Origin of the sequence: Streptomyces sp. NPDC006610 (genome assembly GCF_040611575.1) — a bacterium.
Lineage (GTDB): Bacteria > Actinomycetota > Actinomycetes > Streptomycetales > Streptomycetaceae > Streptomyces.
In genome coordinates, this window is sequence record NZ_JBEXOP010000009.1 from 78291 (window position 1) to 104461 (window position 26171).

General features: G+C 71.7%; 18 protein-coding genes and 1 pseudogene. 9 read left to right on the forward strand and 10 right to left on the reverse strand.

Features of this window, described 5'->3' with window-relative positions:
- Window positions 1–28: 28 nt before the first annotated feature.
- The 3 genes from ABZY13_RS09895 to ABZY13_RS09905 all read right to left on the reverse strand — a co-directional run bounded on the left by ABZY13_RS09895 (window position 29) and on the right by ABZY13_RS09905 (window position 5810).
- Window positions 29–1105, reverse strand: a complete 1077-nt coding sequence (locus ABZY13_RS09895) for a DUF1996 domain-containing protein (RefSeq protein WP_356628658.1) — start codon at window positions 1103–1105, stop codon at window positions 29–31.
- 89 nt (window positions 1106–1194) lie between these two features.
- Window positions 1195–3288: a discoidin domain-containing protein gene (locus ABZY13_RS09900; protein WP_356628830.1), complete on the reverse strand. Its 2094-nt coding sequence runs from the start codon at window positions 3286–3288 to the stop codon at window positions 1195–1197.
- A gap of 326 nt (window positions 3289–3614) precedes the next feature.
- The gene (locus tag ABZY13_RS09905) at window positions 3615–5810 is read right to left on the reverse strand and encodes a discoidin domain-containing protein (RefSeq protein WP_356628660.1); all 2196 of its coding nucleotides are present in this window, start codon (window positions 5808–5810) and stop codon (window positions 3615–3617) included.
- A gap of 430 nt (window positions 5811–6240) precedes the next feature.
- Here ABZY13_RS09905 and ABZY13_RS09910 point away from each other — a divergent pair, with 430 nt between their 5' ends.
- Window positions 6241–7959, forward strand: coding sequence for a discoidin domain-containing protein (locus ABZY13_RS09910; protein WP_356628832.1), 1719 nt, complete (start codon window positions 6241–6243; stop codon window positions 7957–7959).
- 196 nt (window positions 7960–8155) lie between these two features.
- Here ABZY13_RS09910 and ABZY13_RS09915 read toward each other — a convergent pair whose 3' ends face one another.
- From ABZY13_RS09915 to ABZY13_RS09925, 3 genes and pseudogenes are all read right to left on the reverse strand, one after another.
- The gene (locus ABZY13_RS09915; protein ID WP_356628834.1) at window positions 8156–8884 is read right to left on the reverse strand and encodes an amino acid ABC transporter ATP-binding protein; all 729 of its coding nucleotides are present in this window, start codon (window positions 8882–8884) and stop codon (window positions 8156–8158) included.
- Between the two features lie 47 nt (window positions 8885–8931).
- Complete coding sequence (locus tag ABZY13_RS09920) at window positions 8932–9849, reverse strand: amino acid ABC transporter permease (protein ID WP_356628662.1); 918 nt, start codon at window positions 9847–9849, stop codon at window positions 8932–8934.
- Window positions 9846–10736 (reverse strand): annotated as a pseudogene (locus ABZY13_RS09925) (ABC transporter substrate-binding protein). The gene ABZY13_RS09920 and the pseudogene ABZY13_RS09925 overlap by 4 nt, the downstream one beginning before the upstream one ends.
- 331 nt (window positions 10737–11067) lie before the next feature.
- On the opposite strand from ABZY13_RS09925, the gene ABZY13_RS09930 reads away from it, so the two are divergent.
- The 5 genes from ABZY13_RS09930 (at window position 11068) to ABZY13_RS09950 (ending at window position 15991) form a co-directional block, all read left to right on the forward strand.
- The gene (locus ABZY13_RS09930; protein ID WP_356628664.1) at window positions 11068–11661 is read left to right on the forward strand and encodes a toxin-antitoxin system, toxin component; all 594 of its coding nucleotides are present in this window, start codon (window positions 11068–11070) and stop codon (window positions 11659–11661) included.
- 55 nt (window positions 11662–11716) lie between these two features.
- Window positions 11717–12907 (forward strand): MAB_1171c family putative transporter, encoded by a 1191-nt coding sequence (locus tag ABZY13_RS09935; protein ID WP_356628666.1) that lies wholly within the window; start codon window positions 11717–11719, stop codon window positions 12905–12907.
- On the forward strand, window positions 12900–14321 hold the full coding sequence (locus ABZY13_RS09940) for an FAD-dependent monooxygenase (RefSeq protein ID WP_356628668.1): 1422 nt from the start codon (window positions 12900–12902) through the stop codon (window positions 14319–14321). The genes ABZY13_RS09935 and ABZY13_RS09940 overlap by 8 nt, the downstream gene beginning before the upstream one ends.
- Entirely contained in the window at window positions 14314–15336 is a 1023-nt protein-coding gene (locus tag ABZY13_RS09945) for a polyprenyl synthetase family protein (protein ID WP_356628670.1), read from the forward strand. Before ABZY13_RS09940 ends, ABZY13_RS09945 begins: the two co-directional genes overlap by 8 nt.
- 247 nt (window positions 15337–15583) lie before the next feature.
- Complete coding sequence (locus tag ABZY13_RS09950; RefSeq protein ID WP_356628672.1) at window positions 15584–15991, forward strand: YciI family protein; 408 nt, start codon at window positions 15584–15586, stop codon at window positions 15989–15991.
- Window positions 15992–16347: 356 nt separating this feature from the next.
- On the opposite strand, the gene ABZY13_RS09955 is transcribed toward ABZY13_RS09950, so the two are convergent.
- The 4 genes from ABZY13_RS09955 to ABZY13_RS09970 all read right to left on the reverse strand — a co-directional run bounded on the left by ABZY13_RS09955 (window position 16348) and on the right by ABZY13_RS09970 (window position 23247).
- Entirely contained in the window at window positions 16348–17310 is a 963-nt protein-coding gene (locus ABZY13_RS09955; protein WP_356628674.1) for an SDR family oxidoreductase, read from the reverse strand.
- 179 nt (window positions 17311–17489) lie between these two features.
- Complete coding sequence (locus ABZY13_RS09960; RefSeq protein ID WP_356628676.1) at window positions 17490–17924, reverse strand: VOC family protein; 435 nt, start codon at window positions 17922–17924, stop codon at window positions 17490–17492.
- A gap of 210 nt (window positions 17925–18134) precedes the next feature.
- Entirely contained in the window at window positions 18135–21170 is a 3036-nt protein-coding gene (locus ABZY13_RS09965; protein WP_356628678.1) for a family 16 glycoside hydrolase, read from the reverse strand.
- 514 nt (window positions 21171–21684) lie between these two features.
- Complete coding sequence (locus ABZY13_RS09970; RefSeq protein ID WP_356628680.1) at window positions 21685–23247, reverse strand: hypothetical protein; 1563 nt, start codon at window positions 23245–23247, stop codon at window positions 21685–21687.
- Between the two features lie 308 nt (window positions 23248–23555).
- Here ABZY13_RS09970 and ABZY13_RS09975 point away from each other — a divergent pair, with 308 nt between their 5' ends.
- The 3 genes from ABZY13_RS09975 to ABZY13_RS09985 all read left to right on the forward strand — a co-directional run bounded on the left by ABZY13_RS09975 (window position 23556) and on the right by ABZY13_RS09985 (window position 26161).
- Window positions 23556–24095: a GNAT family N-acetyltransferase gene (locus tag ABZY13_RS09975; protein ID WP_356628682.1), complete on the forward strand. Its 540-nt coding sequence runs from the start codon at window positions 23556–23558 to the stop codon at window positions 24093–24095.
- A 149-nt stretch (window positions 24096–24244) separates the two neighbouring features.
- A complete protein-coding gene (locus tag ABZY13_RS09980) occupies window positions 24245–24958 on the forward strand; it encodes a GntR family transcriptional regulator (protein ID WP_356628684.1) in 714 nt (237 codons plus the stop codon).
- A gap of 36 nt (window positions 24959–24994) precedes the next feature.
- On the forward strand, window positions 24995–26161 hold the full coding sequence (locus ABZY13_RS09985) for an FAD-binding oxidoreductase (protein ID WP_356628686.1): 1167 nt from the start codon (window positions 24995–24997) through the stop codon (window positions 26159–26161).
- The last annotated feature ends 10 nt before the right edge of the window (window positions 26162–26171 follow it).

A 26171-nucleotide genomic window follows, 5' to 3' on the forward strand; every position in this document is an offset into this window, starting at 1 on the left:
GCGGCCGGGCCCCGGGGAATCTTGTCGGTCAGGGCAGCCGGTAGTCCTCGTTCAGGATCGGGCCCCGCTCCGGGTGGTACAGGTCGTAGCCGCGCGCGTCGCACTGGAAGCCGCCCCTGATGCACCCGTCGACCAGTGCCTTGAGGGTGCGCTCCTCCCACGCGTTGAAGAAGTCGTAGTGGAAGGAGTAGCCGCGCCCGCTGGCCAGGCGGACCTGGCTCATGTCGCCGTTGACCGGGAAGGCCATCTTGAACTCGATCATCGGCACGGCGACCGGGTGGGAGGCCGGGCACATGTTGTCGTTGGTGCCGGGTTTGACGACCGGGTAGGCCATGTGGCTCTTGTGGTCGGGGGTGTCGAGGTACTTGCCGTCCCAGCAACTGGGGGCCTGCATACGGATGTTGAGCTGGACGTCGGGCCGGCTCGGGCAGCTCGCGGGGATGTCGGTGTTGAAGAAGCTGTCACCGCATTCCCAGCCTTCGACGAAGCCGCGGTGGCGGCGGAACTCGTCGGCGCTCTGCATCGGATCGCCCACGACGAACCGCAGCCCCTTGGGGAACGGCCGCACGCTGGTGTAGTCGGTGACACCGGCCTTGTAGTAGATGACCTGCGGGCCCACCGGGAGGATCTTCCTGTCCCCGTTGTACAGGGACGGCATCCAGTACGCGGACGCGTCGGCCGGCGCCAGGCAGGTCGTCCTGCCGCCGTAGAGGCTCGCGGTGGTGCTGCCGGCGTGCGTCGACGTGTTGCCCATGAAGGTGTGGTCGTGGGACCTGCCCGGCTGCCCCGGGTACACGATCGGGTCGTCCGCAGCGGTGTGCGTGACGGAGCAGTTGGCCTGGAACTCCTTGTGGTAGCGCGGCGGTGGGGTGTGCGTGGACGGTGTGACGCCGGTGACCTGGGGGACGGCCGGTATGTAGCCGTCCCCGTCGGGGTCGTCGGCGGACGCCCGGGCCGACACCGCCGTCGTGTGCCCGGTGTGGCCGCCGGCCGGGGCGGGACTTCCCGCACCGGCCGCGGTGGCGACCGTGCCGAGACCGAGGACCGATGCGACGAGAGCGCTGCCGAGAAGGAGCGCGGAGAGCTGTTTCGAACGCCATCTCATGGAGGGCCTCCAGCCCGTGGGTGGGGGGACGGTGACCCGGCAGGGGGCTGAGCGCCGCCCCCTGCCGGGGGCCTGGTGGGGTGCGTGCGTCAGCTGTGGACGCCGAACTCGTGCAGCGAGTAGCCCCAGCCGGTGCCACGCGCCGTCAGGTGCAGTCGTACGTGCCGTGCGGTCGCCGCGACGTCGATGGTGTCGACGTCACCGTTGCCGGTCGTCGTGGTGTGCACCGTGCGCCAGGTGTTTCCGTCGTCGGACACCTGGACCTCGTAGGACTTCGCGTAGGCGGGGTCCCATACGAGCTGCAGCTTGCGGATGGCGGTGGCGGCGCCGAGGTCGACGCGGATCCACTGCGGGTCGCTCCAGTCACTCGCCCAGCGGGTGTCGGCCCTGCCGTCCGTCGCCTTGGTGGGCTCGCACGGGCAGTCGCCGTAGGAGGCCTGGAAGGAGGAGGCGGTGGTGGGCTTGTTCAGCGCCACGTTCGTGCCGCTGACCGGCGGGGCGACGACCTTGACCGACTTGGTCTCGATGCCGGCGTTGCCGCGGCCGTCCTGGGCCTGGACGTACACCTTCCACACGCCGAGCTTCTCGGGCGCCGTCACGGCGAAGGTCCCGTTGCCCGTGGACCGCCACTTGGCCTCGACCAGGCGCTTGTCGCCGTTGGCGTAGTTCCCGCTGAGGAAGACCTTGTACGTGATCGGGTCGCCGTCGGGGTCGCGGACATCGGCGCGGACGGTGAACTCGCCGCCCGCCGGGGCGGACGAGGCGGGGCCGACGCTCATGTCGGAGATGACGGGCGGGGTGTTGTCGCTGCCGGTCGTCCCGGTGTAGGCCCGCTTGACGGCGTAGTAGGAGAGCCTCTTCAGCCCGTCGGGCACCAGGTTGAACCAGACGCCGCCGAAGTCGTGCTCGATGCCGTAGTGGAAGAGGGTGGCGCCGAGGGCGACGCCCCGGTGGCCGGTGACGCAGTTCCACGCCTGGGTGTAGCCCGCGGCCTTCTGCACGTCGGTGGGCTCGTCGGGGACGCCGTTGGCGTCGTCCGGCACCTCCCACTCACCGGCCGGGCCGCCCTCGGTGATGATGTACGGCTTGGTGTAGCCGCCCGCCTCCCAGTCCTTCTGCACGTTGCAGATGTCGCCGTAGGAGTTCATCGAGTACAGGTCGAGGTCGGGCGCGTTGCGCTTGTAGTACGGCCAGGCGCCGGTCCAGGCGTCGGTCGAGGTGACCGGGTGGTCCGGGTCGATCGAGTGGATCTTCTTGGCGACGTCGTTGACGAAGGAGGTGTAGGCGTTGCGCTGGGTCTCCAGCTCGGCGCCGTTGTAGCAGTTCTGCAGACCGAGCACCGACTCGTTGCCGACGTTCCACATCAGCGTGGCGGGGTGCGACTTGTAGGTCTCCACCCACTTGGCGAACTCGGCCAGCATGTTGTTCTTGTACGTCGTGTCGGTCACGTAGTTCACGCAGCCGCCGCTGCCCGGACCGCCGCCCGGCTGGAGCCAGAAGCCGTTGATCACGCGGATGCCGTGGGCCGCCGCGGAGTCCAGCAGCGGCTTGGTGCCGCCGTCGGTGCCCCACGTGCGGATCGTGTTGACGCCCATCGACTTCACGTCGGGCATGTACCGCGGGGCGTCGGCGATGGCCGGGCCCCAGGTCAGCCCCTTGACGGTGTACGGCTGCCCGCCGACGGTGAGCTGCCAGTTCCCCTGGGAGCCCGCCACCCGGACCGCGCCCGTGGGGGGCGGGGTGTCGTCCGTGTTCCCGTAGACCTGGAACTCCCACAGGGAGTAGCCGTAACCACCGGACCGTTCCGTCCCCAGCATCCGCACATAGCGGCCGGTGCCCGACAGCGCGAGGTCGTCGGTGCCACCGTCCCCGCCGGTCACGGTCCTCAGGGTCCGCCAGTCCGTGCCGTTGTCGGACGCCTGGATCTGGTAGCTCCTGCCGTACGCGGCTTCCCACGTCAGGACGGCGCGGCTGAGGGTCGCACTGCGGCCCAGATCGACCTGGAGCCACTGAGGATCGCTCCACTTGCTGGACCAGCGGGTGCCGGTGAGATTGCCGTCGACGGCCGCCGACGCGGCGTACGCGTCACCCTCCTGCGACGAGGCGGTGGCGGGTCTGCCCTGCGACAGCAGGGTGTCGGCCGCCTGCGCGGTCGGGGCGGTGAGGGTGAGCGACGACGCCATCAGCGCGCCGAGGGCCAGCAGGGAGAGGCCGGCGCGGCGACGGGTGGGGGGTGAGAGGGGTCTGGACACATCTGCTCCTGGCGGGTCGGGTGCCGGGTGGGGAGCGCTCACCAGGGGGGTCCCCGGTCCCCGTACGGCGCGTGGCCGCGGCGTGCCGTCCGGTGCGGAACGGCACGGTCGCAGGGGGGCTTGCGGGGGTGCGGGCCGGGGCGCCCGGTTCGGGCGCGCCGCGGGTCCCTCCGGACCGGGGCGCGGGATGTCACCCGGTCCGGAGGGGAGTGGCCGCCGGCCGCCGCGGATCATCGGGGCGGCCGGCGGGCGGGGTGTCAGGGGAACGACACCAGGGTGGACGGCACGGTCGTGGTTCCCGCGGGAACCGTGGACGCGCCCGTGTCGTTGATGACGTGGTTGTAGTGGCCCATGCCGCCGAGCGACACCACCAGCAGGCTGTGGAACTTGATGCCCGGCTTGACCGGGGTCTTGAAGCCGTGGTGCTGGCGGATGGACGGGTCGACGTTGTAGTTGCAGTAGCTGCCCAGGCCCCACGCCTCGTGCGTGTCGACGGAGTCGTCGACGCGGTAGGCGGCGTAGCCCTGGGTGGAGCCGTTCTGGATGGCGGCCTGGTTGGGCGCGTCGTACGCCTTCTCGTTCTGGTAGAAGATCGTGCGTCCGCGCTCGCCGTACCACTCGACGTCGTACTTGTTGAAGTGCTCGACGAACAGGCCGGTGGCCAGCACGTCGTCGCCGTTGACGCGGACCCCGTAGTCGGCGCGGTTGGTCTCCCAGCCGACGCCGTCGCCGTGGTCGGCCCGCCACACCCAGGTGTGGTCGATGATCGTGTCGTCGCTGTTGACGACCATGCTGGTGGTCGCCTTGCCCGCGTGCGCGCCGCCGATCCGGATGTAGACGTCCTGGACGGTGGTGGGGTTGGCAGCGTGGTCGGCGGAGGCTGCCTGCGGGCCGACCTCCAGCAGGGTCGGGGAGTTGACGGTGCCGGCGTCGATGAGGAAGCCGGCCAGCCGCACGCCGTCGACGTCGGCGACCCGCATCGCGGTCACCCCGTTGTCGGGGATGATCGTGGCCAGGCCGAGGCCCAGCACGATGGTGTTGGCCCGGTCGACGTTGATGGTCCGGTCGACGTGGTAGACGCCCGGGGTGAACAGCAGGTGCAGGCCCTGGGCGAGCGCCTGGTTGATGGTGGCGGCGGTGGCGCCGGGCTTGACGACGTAGAACTTGCTCAGCGGGATCGACTCGCCCTGCGGGGTGCCGCTCGCCCAGGTGGTGCCGCGGGCGTTGGTGCGCTTCGCCGGCGCGAACACCTTGTACTCGCTGCCGTCCAGGTAGAGGAACGGCTTCTCGCGGGAGATGGGGGTGGTGTTCAGGGTGGTGTAGCGGGGCTCGGGGAAGCTGTTCGCCGGGGCGCCCTCGACACCCGAGAAGACCTGGTTCCACACGGAGTTGGACCAGCCGCCGATGGCGCTGTCGCGGGTGTACCACTGCTGCTGCGAGTAGTTGCCGACCTGGCCGTCGATCTTCGAGTCGGCGATGTAGCCGCCGCTGGCCCAGCCGTAGCCGTTCGGCGCGAGGTTCAGCCCGCCCTTGACGTGCATACGACGGAACGACGCCGCCTGGGAGACCGCCCACCGGTTGGTGCCGTTCACCGGGTTCAGCGCCAGGTTCTCGGCCGCCCGCCAGAAGTTCTGGGTGGCGTTGCCGTTGAACCAGCCGGCGTCGACCGTCACGTCACCGTTGATGGTCGTGTCGCCGGGCTTCAGGCCGAGGCCCGCGATCTGGGTGTAGAAGCCGATCTGGGCGTTGAGGTTGTTGTACGTGCCCGGCTTGAACAGGAACGCGTGCCGGCCACTGCCGAACTGCGCCGACTCCTGCTGGCGGAACACCTCGTCCAGCTTGGCCTGGATGCCCGGCGTCGACGGGTCGAAGACGTGCACGTTCGGGCCGAGGTCGCCGCCGCCCGGCAGCTGCGGGCCTCCGGTGCCGCTCTCGCCGTACACCTTGAACTCCCAGAGCGAGTAGCCCCACTGGGTGGCGCGGGCGGTGCCGTACATCCGCACGTAACGGGCCTCGCCCGTCACGTTGACGGTGTCCGTGCCGCCGTCGCCCGTGGTGGTCTGGTAGGCCGTCGACCAGTCCGTGCCGTTGGTGGACAGCTCGATGCGGTAGCCCTTGCCGTACGCCGCCTCCCAGTCCAGGACGACCTGGCTCACCTGGGTGGTCGCGCCGAGATCGACGCGGATCCACTGCGGGTCGGAGTGGGCACTGGACCAGCGGGTGCCGGAGTTGCCGTCGACGGCGTCGACGGCCGGCGTGCCGCCGTGCTCCTGGCTGGAGGCGGTGACCGGCTTGCCCTGGGACAGCAGCACGGGCGCGGCCTCGGCCTCCTGGGCCGGGGCGAAGGTGAGAAGGGTGGCGGCGAGGGCCGTGACCACCGCGCCGACGACGCCTCGGCGTGCGGATCTGCGGGGTGGCGGGGGCGCCACTGACGGTATGCCAACCAGGGGCATGTGGGGACTCCTTGGAAACGAGAACGACATGGGGAGAGCGCTCCCGGGAACCTTGCCCGTAACGAGACGGAGCGGTCAAGGATCTGTCATCACTTATCTTTCATCTTTCATTAAGTAGCAGTTGAGCGCTGGTGCGCCCAGGGCCCGGTCCGGTCGCGGCGTCGGTGAGAACCCGGCCGTTCGCCGATCCGCCGCACTGCGCCGCGACCGGGAAGGTTTCGCGAAGGCTGCCGCCGACAGGCGCGGCACATGGCGAACCCTGCGTCCACGCAAGGCGGGTTGACCCTCCGTCAGGTCCGCATCACATGTTTTCTCAAGGTGAACGAAAAATCTTGACACCTCTTCCCGGCGGCAGCAGGCTCCCCCTCCAGAGAGCGCTCCCTGTCGTTCTCGCCCCACTCGATTGCTTCGAGGAGCCGCCGTGAGTCCGATGCGTCGCCGCCTGGGCCTGCTCATAGCCCTGGCGGTCACCTTGCTGTCGTTCGCCGGTGTACCGGGTCCACCGCCCGCGCACGCCGCCGATCCCCTGCTCTCCCAGGGCAGACCGGTGACGGTCTCGTCCACGGAGAACCCGTTCGCCGGCGCCAACGCCGTGGACGGCGATCCGGGCACCCGCTGGTCCAGCGCCTTCGCCGACCCCCAGTGGATCCAGGTCGACCTGGGCGCTTCCGCCAGGATCAGCGAGGTCGCCCTCAACTGGGAAACCGCCCACGCCAAGGCGTTCCAGATCCAGGTGTCCGCCGACGCCCGCACCTGGTCCACGGTCCACGAGACCGCCTCGGGCACCGGCGGCCATCAGCGGCTGACCGTCTCGGGAACCGGCCGGTACGTCCGCATGTACGGCACCCAGCGCGCCACCCAGTACGGCTACTCCCTGTGGGAGTTCCAGGTGTTCGGCGCCAAGGACACCGGCACCGGCCCGGACCCCGGCGAGAAGCTCCTGTCCTACGGCAGGACCGGCGCGGCGTCCAGCTCGCAGCACGACGGCCACTGCTGGGAGTGCTCCCCGGCCCGGGCCTTCGACCGCGACCCCGCCACCCGCTGGGCGACCAGCCCCACCAACGGCTGGACCGATCCCGGCTGGATCTCCGTCGACCTGGGCGCGACGGCGCAGATCAGCAAGGTGGTGCTGCAGTGGGACCCGGCCTACGCCAGGTCGTTCCAGATCCAGGTCTCACCCGACAACGCGAACTGGACCCCGATCTACTCGACCACGACCGGCACCGGCTTCAAGCAGACCCTGACCGTCTCCGGCACCGGCCGGTACGTCCGCCTCTACGGCACCCAGCGCGCCACCCAGTACGGCTACTCCCTGTGGGAGTTCCAGGTGTACGGCACCGGCGGAGCGCCGATCACCCCGCCCCCGTCGCCGCCCGACCCCGCCGACCCGCCCCGGATCGTCTGGCAGGACGAGTTCAACTCCCCGGCGGGCACCAAGCCCGACCCGGCCAAGTGGAGCGCGGACCCCGGCACCGGCCCCAACAACGAGCTGGAGTACTACACCGACAACGACAACGTGAGCATGGACGGGGCGGGCCACCTCGTCCTCGAGGCACGCAAGCAGGCGACCCCCGGCTCCTCGTGCCCGACCGACCCGCTCACCGGAAGCGGCACCTGCCAGTACACGTCCGCCCGGATCAACACCGGTAACAAGTTCGAGTTCACGTACGGCCGGGTCGAGGCCCGGATCAAGGTGCCCAAGGGCAACGGTCTGTGGCCCGCCTTCTGGATGATGGGCGCCGACTTCCTCGACGGCCGTCCTTGGCCGTACAACGGCGAGATCGACATCCTGGAGGTCCTCGGCAAGGACGTGAAGACCTCGTACTCGACCGTCCACGCGCCGGCGTACAACGGCGCCGGCGGGATCGGGGCCCCCTACAAGCTTCCGGGGGACGCCGATTACTCGGACGACTTCCATGTGTGGGCCGCCCAGTGGGACAGCAAGGGCATCGTCTACAGTCTCGACGGCCGGACCGTCCTCACACTCGACAAGGCCCAGATCGAGCAGACCCGCGGTCCGTGGGTCTTCGACCATCCCTTCTACCTGATCCTCAACCTCGCCGTCGGCGGCGACTGGCCGGGACCGCCCGACGCGTCCACGCCGTTCCCGGCGCGGATGCTCGTCGACTACGTGCGGGTCTACCAGTGACGCTCCGGCAGTGGTGAACCGCGTGGCCGGGTTCCGCGGACCCCGGCCACGCGCCTCTGCCGGGAGGCGCGGCGCCCGGGCGGACGTCCGTGTGAGCGGACCGGAGTGCGCACCGTGTTCGCCGCTGATGCGAGCGGCTGCGCCGTCCTCCTCGCCGTCGACACCGGGCCGTACGCGCGCAGCTCGGCCGGACTGGTCACAGACGGCCCGCCTCCACGATCCGGCGCAGAAAGCGCCGGGTGCGTTCCTGCCGTGGGGCGCCGAACACCTGCTGCGCCGTGCCGCGTTCCAGGATCACCCCGTCCGCCAGGAAGCACACCTGGTCGGCGACGTCCCGGGCGAAGCCCATCTCGTGCGTGGCCAACACCATGGTCATGCCCTGGTCCTTGAGGTCGCGGACCACCGCGAGGACCTCGCCGACCAGCTCCGGATCGAGCGCGGCGGTGATCTCGTCGAGGAGGAGCAACCGGGGACGGACCGCCAACGCCCGCACGATCGCCGCGCGTTGCTGCTGACCGCCGCTGAGGCGATCGGGGAACTCGCCGGCCTTGGCGCCGAGTCCGAGCCGGTCGAGCAGCTCGCGGGCGTGCGCCTCGGCCTCGGCGCGGTCCACCTTGTGCACCCGCCGCGGGGCCAGGGTGACGTTGTCGAGGACCGTCATGTGCGGGAAGAGGTTGTACGCCTGGAAGACCACCCCGATCCGGCGGCGCACGGCGTCCCGGTCCACGCGTGGATCGGTGATCTCCCGGCCGTCCAGCCAGATTGCGCCGTCGTCGATCTCCTCCAGCAGGTTCGCGCACCGCAGCAGCGTCGACTTGCCGGACCCGGACGCCCCGACGAGGGCGGTCACGGTGTGCGGGGCGACCTCCAGGCCGACGTCGCGCAGGACGACCGTGTCGCCGAAGGACTTGCGGACGGACTCCATGCGCAGGACGGGCGCGGTGGGGGAGTCCGGCCGAGAGGGGGTGCCGCTCACAGTGCGCCTCCCTGGGCCCGGCGGCGGTCCATCCGAGCGGTGACCCAGTCCGTGCAGCGGGTCATCGGGATCGTCAGCGCCACGAAGACGAGCCCGGCGACGACGTAGGGGGTGTAGTTGAGGCTGCGGCCCGCGATGACGTCGGCGGCGCGCACGGCGTCCACCGCCCCGCCGATCGACACCAGCCCCGTGTCCTTCTGGAGCGAGACCAGATCGTTCAGCAGCGGCGGCACCTGCCGGCGTACCGCCTGAGGGAGCACCACATGGCGCAGCGCCTGCCGGTTGGTCAGCCCCAGCGAGCGGGCCGCCGCGCGCTGGGAAGGATGGACGGACTCGATGCCGGCGCGGAACACCTCGGCCACGTAGGCCGAGTACGTCAGTGTCAGCGCCGTACCCCCGAGCAGGACCGGGTCCACGGTCACGCCCTGCAGGCGGAGCGCCGGCACACCCAGGACCACGATCATCAGGTTGATGATCAGCGGCAGACCGCGGAAGAAGTCGGTGTACGCGGCGGCCAGCACCCGCAGCGGAAAGAACACCGGGCCCTTCAGCGTGCGGGCGACGGCGATCAGCATGCCGAGGACGACGACGGCTGCGCCGCACACGAGCAGCAGCCGGACGTTCAGCCACAGCCCTTCGAGCACCTTCGGCAACGCCTCGCGCGCGTACTGACCGGAGAAGAAGGTCTGCCGGGTGCGCGGCCAGCCGGGCGCGTTGACGACGACCAGATAGAGCACGACCCCGGTGACGAGGGTGGACAGCGCCGCGATCGCCGTCGCGCGACGGGCGCGGGCGCGTCGGTACGCCTCGCGCTCGACGCGCCGCCGCGAGGGAACATACGCGTCGGCCCCGCCCGGCGCGGTTTCGCCGTCGTCCGCGCCCTCGTGGCCGGAGTTCTCCTTGACGACCGTCACTTGAGCACCGGAACGTCCACCGCGTCGGACAGCCACCGCTGCTCGATCGCCGCGAGCGTGCCGTCCTCACGCAGCCGGTCGACGGCCCGTGTCACACAGGGGGTCAGCGCACTGCCCTTGTCGAGGACCAGGCCGAACTGCTCGCGTCCCGCGCCCCCGTCCGCGAACTGGCCGACGATCTCGGCGTCGGTCACCTCGGCGGAGGTGATGTAGAAGGCGGTCGGCAGGTCGACCACGACGGCGTCGACCTGACCGTTCCTCAGCGCGGACTTGGCCTGGTCGTTCTTGCCGTACACGGCCGGATCCCGCTTCGGCCGCACGATGTCCTGGATGTGGTCGAGACTGGTGGTGCCGACCTGGGCGCCCAGCTTCACCTCCCGCAGATCGGCGATGCTCGTCGCCTTCGCCGCCTCGGAGCCCTTGAGCGCGACGACGGCCTGTCGGACGTCGTAGTAGCCGGAGGAGAAGTCCACCGCCTTCTAGCGCTCGTCGCTGATCGACACCTGGTTGACGTCGAAATCGAAGGTCTTCTCGCCCGGGGCGAACGCCTTGTTGAAGGGCACCGACTGCCAGACGACCTCTTTCCGGTCGTAGCCGAGCTGCCGCGCCACCGCATAGGCGACCGCCGATTCAAAGCCCTCGCCGTTGGCGGGATCGTCGTCCTTGAACCACGGCTCGTAGGCGGGCGAGTCGGTGGCGATCGTCAGCCGGCCGGCGGTCTTGGTGGCCAACTCGCCCTCGGTACACGGTGTCCCGGACGGCCCGGAGCCGGAGGGAGCGCCGGCCGGCTGCTCCTCGGGCTGCGGAGCGCAACCCGCGGCGAGAGCGAGAACGGCGGCGGAGGCGACGGTTGCGGCGCGGAACGACGCGCACGAGGCTAAGCGCATGGCGGGAGAGTGGCAGTGCACGCCCGCGTCTGTCGAGTCGTCACGGGAACTGTTCGCATCATGAGAACGCGTGTTGCGATCCTGTGAACAGCCACCTCCACCCGCCCCCCACCGGTCGTCATCCCCGACGCCCGCGCGAGGAGCGACCATGGCTTCAATGATCGTTGCCCCTCCGGCGGGCGCACGGCTAGCATGCCCGGACCCGACCACCGCACCTGGCCGCACCACCCCCGGCCGAGCGCCTTCGCCGATACCGCTCGGCCGCAACTCGGCGGGCTCTCCTGGACTTGGCGACGACGAAGAGGATTCAGTGAGTAGGGGAACCAAAGCAATGCGCAGGCTGAGCGCGCACCTCGCCGGTCGGGTGCGGTCGCTCGCGGAGGACGAGGACGTCACCGCGGCACTCGAACGGGCGCTCAGCGAGGTACGCGGCAGACCGGTGCGATTACGCGCGGCCCCCTTTCCGCCGATGACCGCCAGCGGATTCTGGCTGGACCGGGCCGGTCACGATCTCATCGTCTTCGAGGAGAACACCGACCCCGGGCACCAACTCGTCATCATCGGCCATGAGGCCTGGCACATGTTCAACGACCACTGCGGCCACGTCACCGCCTACGGCTCCGCGGCATCACGGGCCGACGACGCCGACGCGCTCGGTGCTCTCACGGACGTCGTGGCCGAACTCTCGGAAGCCCTCGACGTGCCTGTCGACGAGCCCTTCGACGGGCGGACGGACGCGACCCTGCACTTCGCCGCACGAACCGACTCCCGCAGCCTCGACGCGGAAGTCGAGGCGGAACTCTTCGGTTTCCGGTTCGCCACCGACGTACAAGCGGTCCTCGACGACGCCGCCCACCGCGTCACCGCACGCGGCGTGGCCGGCCGCATCCAGGTCACCATGACGCACCGGCTGCGCGAGACCTGACACCCACCGGTGCGGCCCCGCAGTCGCCGCCCGCGCCGAGAAGAGAACGAGGACCGTGGACACCCCATCCGGCAGCGCCGTCTTCTACCTGAGCGGGCTCATCCTGTTACTGGTGTGCGCCCTGAAGATCCCGGCACTGGTGCGCAGACCGCACGACCCCATGCTGCGCGCCGCCTGCCTGCTGCTCTTCGCCGGCGGCTGCGTCATGATCCTCGCCGCGCCCCGGTCCATCGTCGAACTCAACCGGCTCAGCGGCGTCACCAACTTCGCCGCCCCCGTGGTCTACGCGGCGACCACCGCGTACTCGGCGGCCAGCCTTCTGCTGATCATCAACTGGCGGCCGGCGCCCCCCGAGCAGACCCGCAGGGTGTCCCGCATCTGCGTCGGCGCGTACGGCGTGGCCATCCTGGCGATCTTCCTCCTGTTCGGGGCCGGCAGCACGCCGGTGGAGCAACTCGTCCTTTTCGACGCCTACTACGCCGAGACGCCGTACATCCGGGAGATGATCGTCACGTATCTGATCGCGCACGGCGTGGCCACGACGGCGACGACCACGCTGTGCTGGCAATGGTCCAAGAAGGTCCACGGGTCACTCCGCGCGGGCCTGCGCTTCCTGGTCCCCGCCTATGCGCTGCACGTGCTCTACGACGTCATCAAACTCGTCGCGGTGGGCGCCCGCTGGACGGGGCACGACCTCGACTTCCTCGTGTATCCGGTGGCCCCGCAACTCGCCGCTCCCTCCGCCGTCCTCGGCGCCATCGGCTTCACGCTTCCGCTGATCGGCCCGCGCCTGGCGGCCCTCACCGGCATCGTCCGGCAGCTGTGGCGCCTCACCCCGCTCTGGCGGGCCCTGCGGGACGTACCCACGCCCGGAGCCGTCCGCACGGTGATGCCGTGGTGGCGCACCCCACCGGCCGTACTCCTGACCTGGCGACGCACCGCCCTCTACGACGCCCTCCTCGCCCTGGGCCCGTACTGCGACCCCGCGGTACGGGACGCGGCCCACCGCGCCGCACGCCGGCACGGAGCGGAGGAACCCCGGGCCGCGGCCATCGCGGACGCGGCGATGATCCTCGCCGCGCGCGAGAAGCAGCGCGCCCGGCCCGATCAGGTCCACGACCCGGCACAGCCCTTCGTGTGGCGTGCGCAGGACCTGGCCCCGCTGTCCCTGGCGCTTTCCTCGCCCGTTGTCCACGACGTACTCGAGCACTTCGTGCCCCTGCCGAAAGCAGCCCACCGTGAGTAGAGTTCCACGCCGGCATCCCGCCCGCGTCGTCGTCATCGGCGGCAGCGTCGCCGGCATGCTCGCCGCGGCCGCCGTCAAGGACCACGCGGCGTCCGTCGAGATCGTCGAGGCGCACGAACTGCCCGACGGCCCCGAGCGGCGCACCGGCGTTCCGCAGGCCGTGCACATCCATCTCCTGCCGAGCGGCGGCGCCCGCGCTCTGGACGAACTCCTGCCGGGCAGCGTCGACGCGTTGCTGGAGGCGGGCGCCCATCGCATCCCGATGACCACCAACATGGTCATCCACTCGCCCGAGGGCTGGTACCGCCGCTGGCAGCGGGCCACGCACTTCCTGATCGCCGCGAGCCGGGACCTGACCGACTCCGTCGTGCGCCGGCACGTACTCGCCGACGCGCGGATCGGGCTGCGGACGCACACGAAGGCCGTCGGGTTCCTCGGAGACCGGCACGCCCTCACCGGTGTGCGTGTGCGCGACGCCCACGGAACGGAGTCGGAGCTCCAGGCCGACCTCGTCATCGACGCCTCCGGCCGCTCCTCCCGCACGCCTCAATGGCTCGGCGACCTGGGCGTCCCGGGGCCGCGGGTGGAGCGCGTGGACTCGGGGCTGGTCTACGCCAGCCGCATCTACCGTGCCCCGGTCCCCACCCGTGACTGGCCCATGGTCTCGGTCAACGCCGACCCGCGCCTGCCGCAGCCCCCCACCGCGGGCGCGATCCTGCCGATCGAGGGCGATCGCTGGCACGTGAGCGTGATGGGCGGCCCCGGCAGCCACCCCACCCGCAGCGCCGACGCGTTCGAACCCTTCGCCCGCACACTGCGGCACCCCATCGTGGCCGACCTGCTGCGGCACGCCGAACCCCTCACCGACGTGAGCGTCACCCACAGCACCGCCAACACGCGGTACCACTACGAACGGCTCGGCGGGCGGCCGGACGGCCTCGTCGTCCTCGGCGACGCCGTCGCGGCCTTCAACCCCGTGTACGGCCACGGCATGTCCGTGGCCGCGCAGGGCGCGGTGGCCCTGCGCCGCATTCTGGCGAGCGGGCCCGCTCCCGGACCGGCGCACCGGGCGCAACGCGCCATCGGCCGCTCCGTGAACGCCGCATGGGCCCTCGCCACCGGACAGGACATCCACTTCGCCACCACTCGGGGCAGGAAACCCGACCTCGTCGACCGCCTCCTGCACCGCTACGTCGGCCGGCTGTCCCGCACCGCCACCGGTTCCTTCCACGCCGCCACGGCCCTGACCGACGTACTGACCCTCCAGGCGCCGCCCGCGTCACTGTTCAGGCCCCGAGTCCTGCTCACGGCCCTCGTCGGCCCCGTGCGCCCGCCCGTGTCCGAGCCGCAGTTCACCCCGGCCGAACGCCTCCTGCTCGACTCCCTGGACAGGACGTCCGCGACCCGTGAGTGACACGAGGGACCACATGACCACGACGTCGTACCTCGACCTGCACCGCCGCATGGCCGCCGGCATCGCGGCGGAGCGACGGGCCGCACTCGACACGCTCGGCGCCTCGGCGCCGTCGGTCCGCGCGGCGGTCGCCCGGTTCCTGGAGCGCCGCACCTTCCGCTACCCCCTGTCGGTCCTGCCGCTGATCGTCCACGCCGTGGAGACGGGAGATCCCCGACCGGCGCTGCCCCTGACCGTCGTCCACGACCTCTGGTGGGCTTCGGCCTGCTGGCTGGACGACCTGGCCGACGCGCACGGCGACCACGGCCGCGGCCGCCCGGGCGACGACGGCGACGCACTGCTCGCCACGGTCGTCGCCGCGGCCCCCCTGCCCCTTCTCGTCCTCCGTTCCGACCGTATCCCGGAACCCGTGCGGGGCGCGCTCTCCACCGAGGTCGTCACCTGTTGGATCAAGGCGACGGAGGGCCAGCTCAGGGACCTCCACGCGGAGCCGACCACCGCCACGCGGGACTCGGTCACCGCGGCCTACCTGGGCAAGTCCGGCGCACCGTTCAGCATGATCACGGCCATGGCCGCGCGGCTGGCCGGCGCCGCGGAGCCACGGGTGGGACGGTGGCGCCGGTTCGGCGAGGTGTTCGGCATTCTGTGGCAGCTCCTGAACGACCAGGAGGACATCGACTCCGGCCGCCACGAGGACCTCCTCAACGGCACCCCCACCTACCTGCTCGCCTGCGCTCTGGAGACGGGCGCCCCCGCCGCCGTCCGGCGGATCACGGCCCTGCACGCCGCCGCCAGGACCTCGGCGGCCGCCCGCGCCGACCTCACCGACCTGCTGCTCGGCCCCGAGGTTCTCGCGGTCTACGAGAAGGACGTCGGCGCCTTCCGCGACCAGGCCCGGCACCTGCTGGACGAGCTGCCCGGCGACACGGCCCACCTCGCGGTCATGCGGGACCTGGTCGACCGGTCCTCCCGCATGCTCCTGCGCCCCCGTACCACGACCCCTTCGACCCTGTGACGAAAAACCGCCGCCCGCCCCCGCCCGCCCCCGCCGGCATCCGCCCGGCCGCCCTCACCGGCCGACCACCGGCATCCTCCGCGGGCCGCCCCCGGACCCGCCCCGGTTGCCCCGGACCGCCGGAGGCCGCTTCCTGGACCCGGCGGAGAAAACAGTCCGGACGCGATGTCGCGAACCCGCGTCCGGCTCCGTCCCTGGGGTGAACGCCGGCCACAAGGGGCCGCGCCGGGACAAGAGGAGAGACACCATGGCCAAGTACCTGTTGCTCAAGCACTACCGCGGCGCCCCGCCGGCGGTGAACGACGTACCGATGGACCAGTGGACGCCCCAGGAGATCACGGCGCACCTGCAGTACATGCAGGACTTCGCGGCCCGGCTCGAGAAGACCGGCGAGTTCGTCGACGGCCAGGCGCTCGCGCCCGAGGGCATGTGGGTCCGCTACGACGGCGAGGGGCGCCCACCGGTCACCGACGGCCCGTTCGCCGGGACCAAGGACCTCATCGCCGGCTGGATGGTGATCGACGTCGACAGCGAGGAGCGGGCCGTGGAGCTGGCCGGGGAACTGTCGGCCGCGCCCGGAGCGGGCGGGAGGCCGATCCACGAGTGGCTGGAGGTGCGCCCGTTCCTGGCCGCGCCGCCCAACGCGCTCACCTGACGCGCCAGGCCGCCCGCCTCAGCGCCCGCCCGCACCGCAGCCGACGCCGTCGCACGGCGCCGTGGGGGAGACAGGACGGTGCCGCGCCTCAGCGGGCCATGCCGGTGTGGTCCCGAACGATCCGCTCGGCGAGGGCACGCTTGGCGGGTTCCAGCTCACGGTCCACCAGTTCGGCCGCCGCACTGTCCAGCGTCATCCTGCTCCCGCGCCCCGAAGCCCCGAGGTCGCTGAGGTCGCCAAGGTTCTCGGGGCCGCCGCCGATGTCGCGGACGTCGCGAAGTGCTCCGCGGGGGCGTCCGGCACCGGCCGCGGCGGGGGTCGGGAGGGCTCCGCGGGACACCGGGGCGACGGTCGTCTCAGCCGGTGAGGTAGCCCCCGGACGCGTCGACGTCGGTGCCGATCAGCGGCGCCGCGTCGGGCGAGCCGAGCCACATCATGACCCGGGCCATCTCCTGAGCCCCGACGATGCGGCCGATCGGATAGTCCCGCGCGATCTCCTCGTAGGTCATCCCGAACGCCTCCGCCGCCCGGCGCAGCATCGGCGTGTCGACCGCACCCGGGGCGAACGCGATCACCCGGATGCCCTGGCGGGCGTATTCGAGGGCGGCCACCTTGGTCAGCGAGGCCACCGCGTGCTTGCTCGCGTTGTACGGGGCGAGGGTGGCGAATCCGACCTCCGCCGAGATCGAGGCCGTGTTGACGATGACGCCGCCGCCGTCCTGTTCCAGCATGTGCGGGATCTCGTACTTCATCGCGAGGAAGACCCCGGCGGCGTTCGTCCGCCACACGGCCGTCATGTCGTCCAGCGTCTGCTCGTGCAGGCGGACCGCGCGCGGGCTCTCGACGCCGGCGTTGTTGAAGGCCACGTCGAGCCGCCCGTGACGCTCGGCGCAGGCAGTGACGAACCGGCGTACCTGGTCCTCGTCGCGCACGTCCGCACGGACGTAGGTGGCCTCGCCGCCGGCCGCGCGGATCGCGGACTCCAGCCGCCGGCCCAGTTGTTCGCGCCGACCGCAGAACCAGACCCGCGCACCCGCGTCGGCCAGCAGCCGGGCCGCCGCCGCACCGATGCCCGAGGTGGCGCCGGTGATCAGGACGACCTTGCCGTGGTAGGGCCCAGGAGTTCGGCCGGCGTGCGTCGCCTCCGCGCTCGTTCCGGCCGCGGCGGCCGTCCCCGCTCCGGACACCGCCACCGTCCCGGTCGCGAGACCGGCCGCCCCGGCGCGCAGCACGCCCCGCCGGGACGCCCCGTCCGGCCGCACGCGTCCCCGCCCCGACGGCCTGTTCCCGTCCGCCGGCAACCCGTTCGTCGTCTTCACGTCATGCCCTCCCGTCGATGGCCCGCACACGTGCGCCGTGCGCCGCGCCGTGTGCCGCAGGGCGTGGGCCCCCGGCGCCACGTGTCTCGCGCGTCACCACCGAATCAGCCCGGTCCCGTCCGGTCCAATGCCTGCTTCCATACGTGGAAGGCATGACCGGACGCGCTCCGGCGGGGGGCTCAGTCGAGACAGAACTCGTTGCCCTCGACGTCCTGCATCACGATGCACGACTCGTTGTCCTCGTCGGCGGTCAGCAGCCGCACCCGGACCGCGCCGAGCGCGACCAGCCGGGCGCATTCGGTCTCCAGCGTCGCCAGACGCTCCTCGCCCACGAGGCCGGTGCCGACCCGCACGTCGAGATGCACCCGGTTCTTGGCGACCTTCCCTTCGGGAACGCGCTGGAAGTACAGGCGGGGACCCACGCCCGAGGGATCGGCGCAGGCGAACCAGGCACCGCGCTCCTCGGGCGGCAGCGAGCGGTGGTACGCCTCCCAGGAGGCGAACCCCTTCGGTGGAGACGGTACGACGTACCCCAGCACCTCGCACCAAAAGCGCGCCACGCGCTCGGGATCCGCGCAGTCGAAGGTGACCTGAACCTGTCTCACCGATGCCATCGGCTCACCGTAGCAGGGGAGACCCGGTCGCTCGGACGGGATTTCTTCCTTCGCGCAACCGGGCCACCGGGCCGTCGTCGCGGTCCTGGCGGGCCGGGTCCCCGGCGCAGGACCCCGCCACCCGAGCACGGCCGGGAGTGCGCGCGCCGCGCGTGGCACGGCCGGCGGGTGCGGCCGTGCCACGCGCGGTCGGAGCCGGCGTGCGGTCGGTCAGCTCAGGGGCTCGACCCACACGTTGCGGTAGCGGACCTTGTTGCCGTGGTCCTGGAGCTTGATCGGCCCGGTGGCCCGGCCTTCGGCGATGCCGCCGCCGGTCGGTCCGTCGAGGGCCACGTCGTCGTGGACGGTTTCCCCGTTCCACACCACCGTGACCCGCGCCTTCTCGGTCAGCTGCCCGGCGCTGTCGTAGCGCGCGGCCCGGAAGACGATGTCGTACGACTGCCAGGTCCCCGGCGGCGTCGAGGCGTTGGTGTCGGCGGCCTTCTGCTGGTAGATGGCGCCTGCCTCGTTGTCGGCGAGGGCGGCCACGCCGTAGGAGTCGAGGATTTGGATCTCGTAGCGGTTCTGGAGGTAGACGCCGCTGTTGCCGCGGTCCTGGCCGGTGACGTCGTCGGGGAGCTGTGGGACCCGGAACTCGACGTGCAGCCGGTGGTCGCCGAAGTTCCGCTTGGTGCGGATGTCCCCGCAGCACACCTCGACGGAGTCGCCCTCGGCGCGGGGCCATTCGACCGCACGGCCGTCGGTGTGCTGCCACTGCGACAGGCTGCCGCCGTCGAACAGGCTGATGCGCTCTCCGGGACGGTCGACGTGGATCATGTCGAGGTTGACATGGCCGTCGTCCCCGTCGTCGTACCGGTAGGCGATGGTGTTGACGCCCTTGCGCAGCGTCAGCCTCTCGCTCTGCGTGGCCCAGGTGTCCCAGTCGGCGGTCGGCGGGAGCACTGTCCGGCGGACCTTCTCCCCGTTGACGTAGAGGCTGATCCTCTTGTCGCCGTGGAAGGGATGGGGGCCGTTGGCGTAGCGCAGGCCCACGTCGTACGCGCCCTTCCTGGCGACGTCGACGCGGAACGTGGTGGTGGCGCCGGGGGTGCCGTAGCGGTCGACGAAGCCGCCGCCCGAGAAGCCGGGATGGTCCTTGTTGACGCCGGCGCCGCCGCCGAGCCCGGCCTCCTCCGCCTCGTAGTCGGTGACGGGCGTCTTCCTGCCGGGGATCGCGTTGAGGGTGTACCAGGCCTCGGTGCTCCACAGCGCCTCGCCGTTGTCCGCGGCGAAGGGGCGCGGGGAGCGGATGTGCACCACGCGGTCGGTCCTGAGGCCGGGGATGTCCAGCCGGACCTGCTTGCGGTCGTCCGAGACGACGGCGCGGGACACGGTCAGCGGCTCCTCGTCGATCTTGGGGCCGCCGTACTCGGGCGTGGGGGAGTAACGCCACTGGCGGACCTGGTAGCTCTGGGCGAGCTTGTCGACGGTCTCCTGGGAGAGGGGCCGGGTGTAGGTGAGGACGAAGCCGTCGCGCGTGGCGCGCATCGAGTGGATGTCGAAGGCGTTGGCGCCGTTCGGCGTCAGTTTCTGCAGGCCGAAGCGGAGCTTGCCCTCCTGGCCCCAGTTGCCGTCGGCGCCGAGGCCGCCGGCGTAGATCGCCCCGTCGGGGCCGACGCTGATGCGGTTGACGCCCGCCTCCAGGCCCTGGGTGTGCCGGAAGACGGCTCCCTGGTACTCGCCGTCGACCTTCTCCAGGCTGGCGCGCTGGATCCCGCCGTACGTGACGTCGCCGAAGAGCATCTGCCCGGCGAAGGGTCCCTTCTTCAACAGCAGCGGAGTGCTGGGCGAGTTGGCGATCTCGTTCTGCGGCAGCCACAGGACCGGCTTGGTCACCGGGCGGTCGTCGAACGGGCCGGGGCGGAAGGAGGCGTCCTCGCCCGTGCCGTCCCGGTAGCGCGTGTAGTGGTTGAAGAATCGGTCCTGCTTGATGTGCAGCAGCTTCGACGACGGCAGCCAGCCGCCCTGGTTGTCGGTGACGAAGATGCCCTTGTCCGGGCCCCAGCCGATGCCGTTGGGCGTGCGCAGGCCTCCGGCGACGTAGGAGACCTTGCCGGTCGCCCTGTCGACCTTGATGGTCGTGCCGCGGCCGCCCTCGGCCGGCTGCGGATCGGTCGTGGCGCCGCCGTAGTTGATGGAGACGGACAGGTTCAGGTAGAAGCTGCCCTTGTCGTGGAGCAGGCCGAAGGCGAACTCGTGGAAGTTGCCGCCGTAGGGCCAGGAGGCGATCTTCTTCTTCTCGTCGGTGACGTCGTCGCCGTCGTGGTCGTTCAGCTCGGTCAGCTGGTGCTTCTCCGAGACGTACAGCCTGCCGTCGACGTACGTGATGCCCATGGGCTCCTTGAGCCCCGTGGCGACCTTCTTGACCGTGACCTTCTCCGGTCCGGTGTCGCCGGTGACGTTGTCCAGGAGGTAGACCTCGCCGTCAGAGGTGTCGCTCTCTCCCCAGGTGGACACGGCCAGTCTGCCGTCCGGCAGCCAGTCCATGGCGGAGACCTTGGGTTCGAAACCGGCGGGGCGCAGGTCGGTGAGGGTGTAGTTCGGGTGGACGCCGGCCAGCGGCAGGCCGTCGCCCGGGCTGTCCTGACCGCCGATGCACTCCTTGCGACCGGGTGCGGTGACGCGCACGACGCCGGCGTCGGTGCTCAGCGCCGAGTTGGGCACGAGGGTGAAGTCCGCGGCGCCGGGCGGCTTCCACTGGAGGGTGAGCTGCTGGCCGCCGCCCGCCTCGAAGTGCTCGATGCGCAACGGGTGCAGGCCCGCCGTCAGTTCGACGGTGCCGTCCTTGGGTTCGGCGCCGTGCAGACCGTCGTGGTCGACGACCGTCCGGTCCCCGACGTACAGGCGTGAGCCGTCGTCACTGATCAGCCGGAAGGCGTACGTACCGTCCTGCGGGACCCGGAGGTTGGCGACGACGTGGGAGACGAAGTTGGCGGCCATGCCGAAGTCGGCGTCCGACGTCCAGTCGACGGTGGGCATCAGCTTGTCGATGTTGGGCGTCTGACCGCCCTTCAGCTCGCAGAGCTTCTTGAGGGGCACCTGCATGTCGAAGACGCGCAGGGTCACTCCGGGTTCCTGCGGGGGGACGTCCGCGGCGGAGGTCCGAACGGGCTGGGCGGCGACGGGGGTCCAGCTTCCGACGACGACTGCGGCGAGTGCCAGCCCCACAGCATGTCTGCGAAGCCGGCGGTACGGCCGATGACTCACTCTTCCTCCTGGCGCTCGAGGGCATGGACCGCGGACACGGGGTCAGGGGTGAGCCGGCCTCCGGACCGGGACGAACGGCGAAGGCGGGCGGGCACGGTCCGGCGAAGTACGGGGCGCGCTGTGCGGTTGCGCTGTGCATGGGGGAGTGGTTGCGTCCAAGACGGTAAGGACTTCCCCTCTCGCCGTCCATACTTTGTCCTCAGAAAGTTGAAAGAGGTGGGGAGGTCGAACCAAGCCGCCCGAACCGCGCTGCAACAGGGAGATGACGAGGCGCGGCCTCAACAGAGGCGCAGGTGAGGGGTGTTGAGGCGGCGGCGTCGGTCCCGGGGCGCGGATCGGTCACCCGCTCGCCGCAACGACGGACCGGCGCCGAGGGACCCGCCCCCGCACCCGAAAACGCCGACGGGCGGCCGGTGGGAACTCACGGCCGCCCGACTCGGCCACGCGCGCCCTCACGAGCGGGGCTCCTCACCCCTGACGGCGTCCCCGGCGCCGCGTCCCCGCTCCCGGACGCTCAGATGCCGCTGCCCAGGGCCTTCGTTTCGTAAGCGCATTCCGTGTAGACGTAACCGGGCTCCAGCTTCGCGGTGTCCGAGGCCGGGGTGGAGACGCCGCCGCTCTGCGGCTTGTGCAGGAAGTACGTCGTTCCCGGCGGCAGGGTGATCGTCTTCTGCGGGTAGCTCTTGCCGCTGTCGCTGCAGGGCTCGAAGGCCGGCCCGAGCGTGCTCCCCAGGTCGTAGCTCTTGCAGTTCCCGCACGCAGGGAGGGTGAGGCTGCCGGTCACCGGACCGGTGTAGAGGACGCGTATGGCGTCCGGGCTGTCGTTCTTGACGGTGACGGAGATGCTGCCGCCCGAGGCGGTCGTCGGCAACCGCTTGCCGGCTTCCGGGACGGTCTGCGCGATCTCCGCGGCGATGGCGATCTTGCGGGCGCGGGCGCTGTCGCGGTGGTCGCCGTGGTCGGCGACGAACGCGTTCATCGTCTCCTGGGCCGCCGTGAACTCGCCGTCCCGGTACTGGTCCACGCCGCACGCGTACGCGCCCGTGCCGGCGCGCGCCTCGGCCCGGTCGGCGTGCGCCGCCAGGCCCTCCGCGCCGGCGTCCCCGCCGGCCAGGCCGGAGATCTGCGTGCCGAGGGCCCGCAGTTCCTCGACGGCGGCACACGGGTCGTCGCCCTTCACGCCTCGTGCCGCGCCGTCCACCGCGGAGCCGACGGCGGAATCGACCTTCCCCGCCTGCTCGGAGTCGGGGAAGGCGCCCAGCAGCTTGCCGAACTCCGCCGCCCAGCCGCCGTCGCCGCCCGCCAGCTTGGCCGAGGCGCACTCGTAGAGCGAGGTGGCCAGCCGGTCGTCGGGCCAGGTCCGCAGAGCGCCGAGGTCCTCGTCGGCCATGCGGTCCGGAACGGTGCGCAGGAACTCGAGGGGTTCCACCGCGGCGCAGTACTGGTCGTCCGCGTAGGGCGCCGCGACCGTCGTGTAGTACGTCTTCATCCGCGCGGGGACGCGTTGCGCCGCCCGCGAGCCGGGATGGTCGTCGCTGAGACCGCGGTAGACGGCGAGCGCCCTGCGGTAGTCCGGCTCTGCGTCGGCGAAGTCCTGCTTCCCGGCCGCCGCCACCAGGCGGTCCGCCCGCTCCAGCCGGTCCAGCAGCATCTGCTCGACGGCCTCCTCCCGGGCGTCGTCGTACAGCACGACGGCACCCGCCGGAACGAGCAGCAGTGCCAGGCCCAGCACCAGCGCGACGGGGGCCCGCCCCGGCCACGCCAACGGCCTGCGCAATCCCCCGGCCGCACCGTGTACGGCCGCGAGCGCGAGGAAGGCGAGGTACAGGACGAGCGCGACGACCGGCACCCCGTCCGCGTCGGCCGGCAGCGCCACGAAGAGCAGCACCGCGGTGACCGCCCAGCACACGGCCGTCGCGAGCCACCGGCGCAGGAGGGCGTAGCCGAGCCCGAGGCCGCTGAGGTTGAGCACGGCGACGGCGACGGCCCGCGCACCGTCCGGCGCGACGGGCGGCGGACCCGGTGGCATCGGGGGCGCCGCGAATTCCGGTCCCGGAGCGTACGGATTACCGGACATGGCGGCTCCCCCTGGTCAACTACGACCACCCGTCTGTGAGTTGACAGTCTAGGGCGCGGCGGCGCGGGGTCGACAGAGCAACGCGGACACCGTCGTCCGGCGGTCCTCCCACGGACGTGGCGAGCGCGTGATCCCGTCCGGGGGTTCCTCGGCCATCTCCCGGTGCCGGGACGGCCGTCGAGCGCCGGCCGGTTCGGCGACCGGCGCGCGGCCATGGACCTGTGCATCACTCGCGCGGGCGCCGGTCGAGCCCGGGCAGGGCCCCGGATATCCTGCCCCGTCCGGACCAGGCCAGGAGGTTTCCCCGCATGAGCGGCACCATGTCGTCCTTCCCCGAGCGGATCGAGCTGGCGGGGGAGGGGCTCGTCCTGCGCGACTGGGCGGAGGCGGATTTGGCCGCGATGCCGGATCTGTTCGACCACCCCGACATCGCGTACTGGACGCCGATCGTCTCGCCCTTCGATCAGGCGGCCGCCCGCGCCCGGCTGGCCCGGGACCGGCAGTTGCGGGCGTCGGGTACGGCCGTCCTGCTGGCCATCACCGTCGACGGCGGCGCACCGCTCGGCGAGGTGATGCTGCGGCGCGCCCCCGAGGGCGCCGAACTCGGCTACGCGGTCGGCCCGGCCCACCGCGGCCGGGGGCTGGCGGTGCGGGCGGTGCGGGTGATGGCCGCGTACGCCTTCGACCACCTCGGCGTGGACCGGGTGATCCTGGAGCTGGAGGCCGAGAACGCCGCAAGCGTCGCCGTGGCCACCAAGGCGGGCTTCACCCTGCTCGACGTGCCGCTGATCCGGGGTGAGGAGAAGGGGCGCCCCTATGCCCTGCAGACCTGGGGTCTGTCCCGCTGACCGGCGGCCGGGAGCCCCGGAGCCCGGGGCGGGCTGTACGAGTCCCCGGAGGGCGCCGGGGCAATGGCAGGCACTCACTGCTCCGCCACCGACGAACCGACCTCGCCCCGCCAATTGACCGGTCAATTCCCTGAATGTACGGTCCACATGTGACCGTGCCGCTGTACGTACGGATCAGGCGAGGGATCGAAGCCAGGATCCGGTCCGGGGAGCTCCTCCCCGGCGCTCGGCTGCCGACCGAGAAGGATCTGGCCGCCGAGCACGGCGTGAGCCGGGCCACGGCACAGCGCGTCCTCAACGACCTCGCCGAAGCCGGACTGGCGATCCGCCGGCGACGCCACGGAACGTTCGTCGCCGACGTGACACGGCAGATCAACCTGCTCAACTTCGTCACCCCCGCGGCCGCCGCGAAGGGCGTACCGGGCAGGCACGACGTCGTCTCGGCCCGGATCGTCAGGGCCGCCGACGCCGTGCTGCCCCTCCCCGGCGCCGCCGCCGACACCGCCGTCGTCGAACTGGTCCGCCGCAAGCTCGACGTGCGCGAGGAGCCGCAGTCCGTCGAGCGGCACGTCGTGCTCTTCGCGGTGGCCCCCGACCTGCTGAACGAGAACCTCGAAGACCTCGTCACCCTCCCGTACCTCCGGCGCAACGGCGTGCCGATCGACGCGATCCGCGTCTACCTCGACCCGGTGGTCCTCGACGAGCACGACGCCGCCCTCCTGAACAGCGAGGCCGGAACGCCCGCGCTCAGCAGGCGCAGGGAACTGCGCGCCGACGACGGAACCACCGTCGAAGTGGTCACGACCCTGGTCCGGCCGGGAACCGCCGAGTTCTTCCTGGAACTGCCCGTCCCGCCCGTGTGAGCAGCCTGTCGCTGCCGGAAAGGAGATGTGCGCACCATGAAGGTCATCGTCATCGGCGCCGGAGCGCTCGGCGTGAGCGTCGCGCGGCACCTCGCCCTCCTCGGGCAGGACGTCCTCCTGCTCGACCGGAGCGAACCCGGCACGGGTACGACCGCGACCACGTTCGCCTGGATCAACTCCAGCCGGAAGACCGACCCGCACTACCACCGCCTCAACCTGGCCGGGATGGAGGAGCACGCCAGGCTCGCCCGGCAGCTGCGCGGCGCCCCCGCCTATTTCCCCAGCGGGGCCCTGCAGTGGGCGGACGCCGCGAACGGGCAGTGGCTCGCGGACAACGTCGAACGGCTGCGGTCCCTCGGCTACCCGGCGCACTGGGTCACGCCCGCGGAGGCGACGCGGATCGCGGGCGACCTCCGCGTCCCGGCGGCCGTCACGACCGTCGCCCACTTCCCCGGCGAGGGATACGTCCTGCCGGACCGCTTCGTGGCCGCCCTGCTGGCCGACGCCGAGCGGCACGGCGCCGAGCGCGCGACCGGCGAGGCCGTGGCCGTCGACGACACGCCCGCGGGAGTGGCGGTGACCCTCGCCGGAGGGGAGGTCCGCACGGCCGACCGGGTCGTCCTGGCGGCGGGCCGGTGGACGCAGCGGCTGGCGGCCCGGGCGGGAATCGACATTCCCATGGTGACGGACGTCGGCCGCGGAGCGCAGACCGTCGGCCTGCTCGGATACGCGCGATCACCGCGACTCGACCTGCGCTGCGTCGTCCACAGCCCCGGTCTGAACCTCCGCCCCGCCGCCGGCGGACGGACCGTCCTCCAGGCCCTCGATCTGAACGCCCACGTCGATCCCGCGGACCCTCCGTCCGCGCACGGGGACATCGGGCGCACCCTCGCCCGGCGGTTCTCCGCACTGCTGACCCGCCCCGGCCCGGAGCCGGAGATCGACCTGCGCGTCGGCCTGCGGTCCCTGCCCGCGGACGGCCACACCGTCGCCGGCTACGCCTCACCGCGGTCCCGCGTCTACTGCCTCGTCTCGCACAGCGGGATCACCCTCGCGCCCGTCCTGGCACGGCTGGTCGCCGCCGAGATCACGACCGACCGGGAAGAGGACCTCCTGCGGACCTTCCGGCCGACCCGCTTCACCGGCGTGCGGCGCTCGGACGTCGAGGTGGATCAGCGGGCCGCGCGTCTCGGTGAGCAGTAGGCGAGCAGGG

Bases quoted from the DNA above. Each gene is read 5' to 3' on its own strand.
- ABZY13_RS09895 (WP_356628658.1), bottom strand. From the start codon at position 1,105: ATGAGATGGCGTTCGAAACAGCTCTCCGCGCTCCTTCTCGGCAGCGCT.
- ABZY13_RS09900 (WP_356628830.1), bottom strand. From the start codon at position 3,288: ATGGCGTCGTCGCTCACCCTCACCGCCCCGACCGCGCAGGCGGCCGAC.
- ABZY13_RS09905 (WP_356628660.1), bottom strand. From the start codon at position 5,810: ATGCCCCTGGTTGGCATACCGTCAGTGGCGCCCCCGCCACCCCGCAGA.
- ABZY13_RS09910 (WP_356628832.1), top strand. From the start codon at position 6,241: ATGCGTCGCCGCCTGGGCCTGCTCATAGCCCTGGCGGTCACCTTGCTG.
- ABZY13_RS09915 (WP_356628834.1), bottom strand. From the start codon at position 8,884: ATGGAGTCCGTCCGCAAGTCCTTCGGCGACACGGTCGTCCTGCGCGAC.
- ABZY13_RS09930 (WP_356628664.1), top strand. From the start codon at position 11,068: ATGCGCAGGCTGAGCGCGCACCTCGCCGGTCGGGTGCGGTCGCTCGCG.
- ABZY13_RS09950 (WP_356628672.1), top strand. From the start codon at position 15,584: ATGGCCAAGTACCTGTTGCTCAAGCACTACCGCGGCGCCCCGCCGGCG.
- ABZY13_RS09960 (WP_356628676.1), bottom strand. From the start codon at position 17,924: ATGGCATCGGTGAGACAGGTTCAGGTCACCTTCGACTGCGCGGATCCC.
- ABZY13_RS09970 (WP_356628680.1), bottom strand. From the start codon at position 23,247: ATGTCCGGTAATCCGTACGCTCCGGGACCGGAATTCGCGGCGCCCCCG.
- ABZY13_RS09975 (WP_356628682.1), top strand. From the start codon at position 23,556: ATGAGCGGCACCATGTCGTCCTTCCCCGAGCGGATCGAGCTGGCGGGG.
- ABZY13_RS09985 (WP_356628686.1), top strand. From the start codon at position 24,995: ATGAAGGTCATCGTCATCGGCGCCGGAGCGCTCGGCGTGAGCGTCGCG.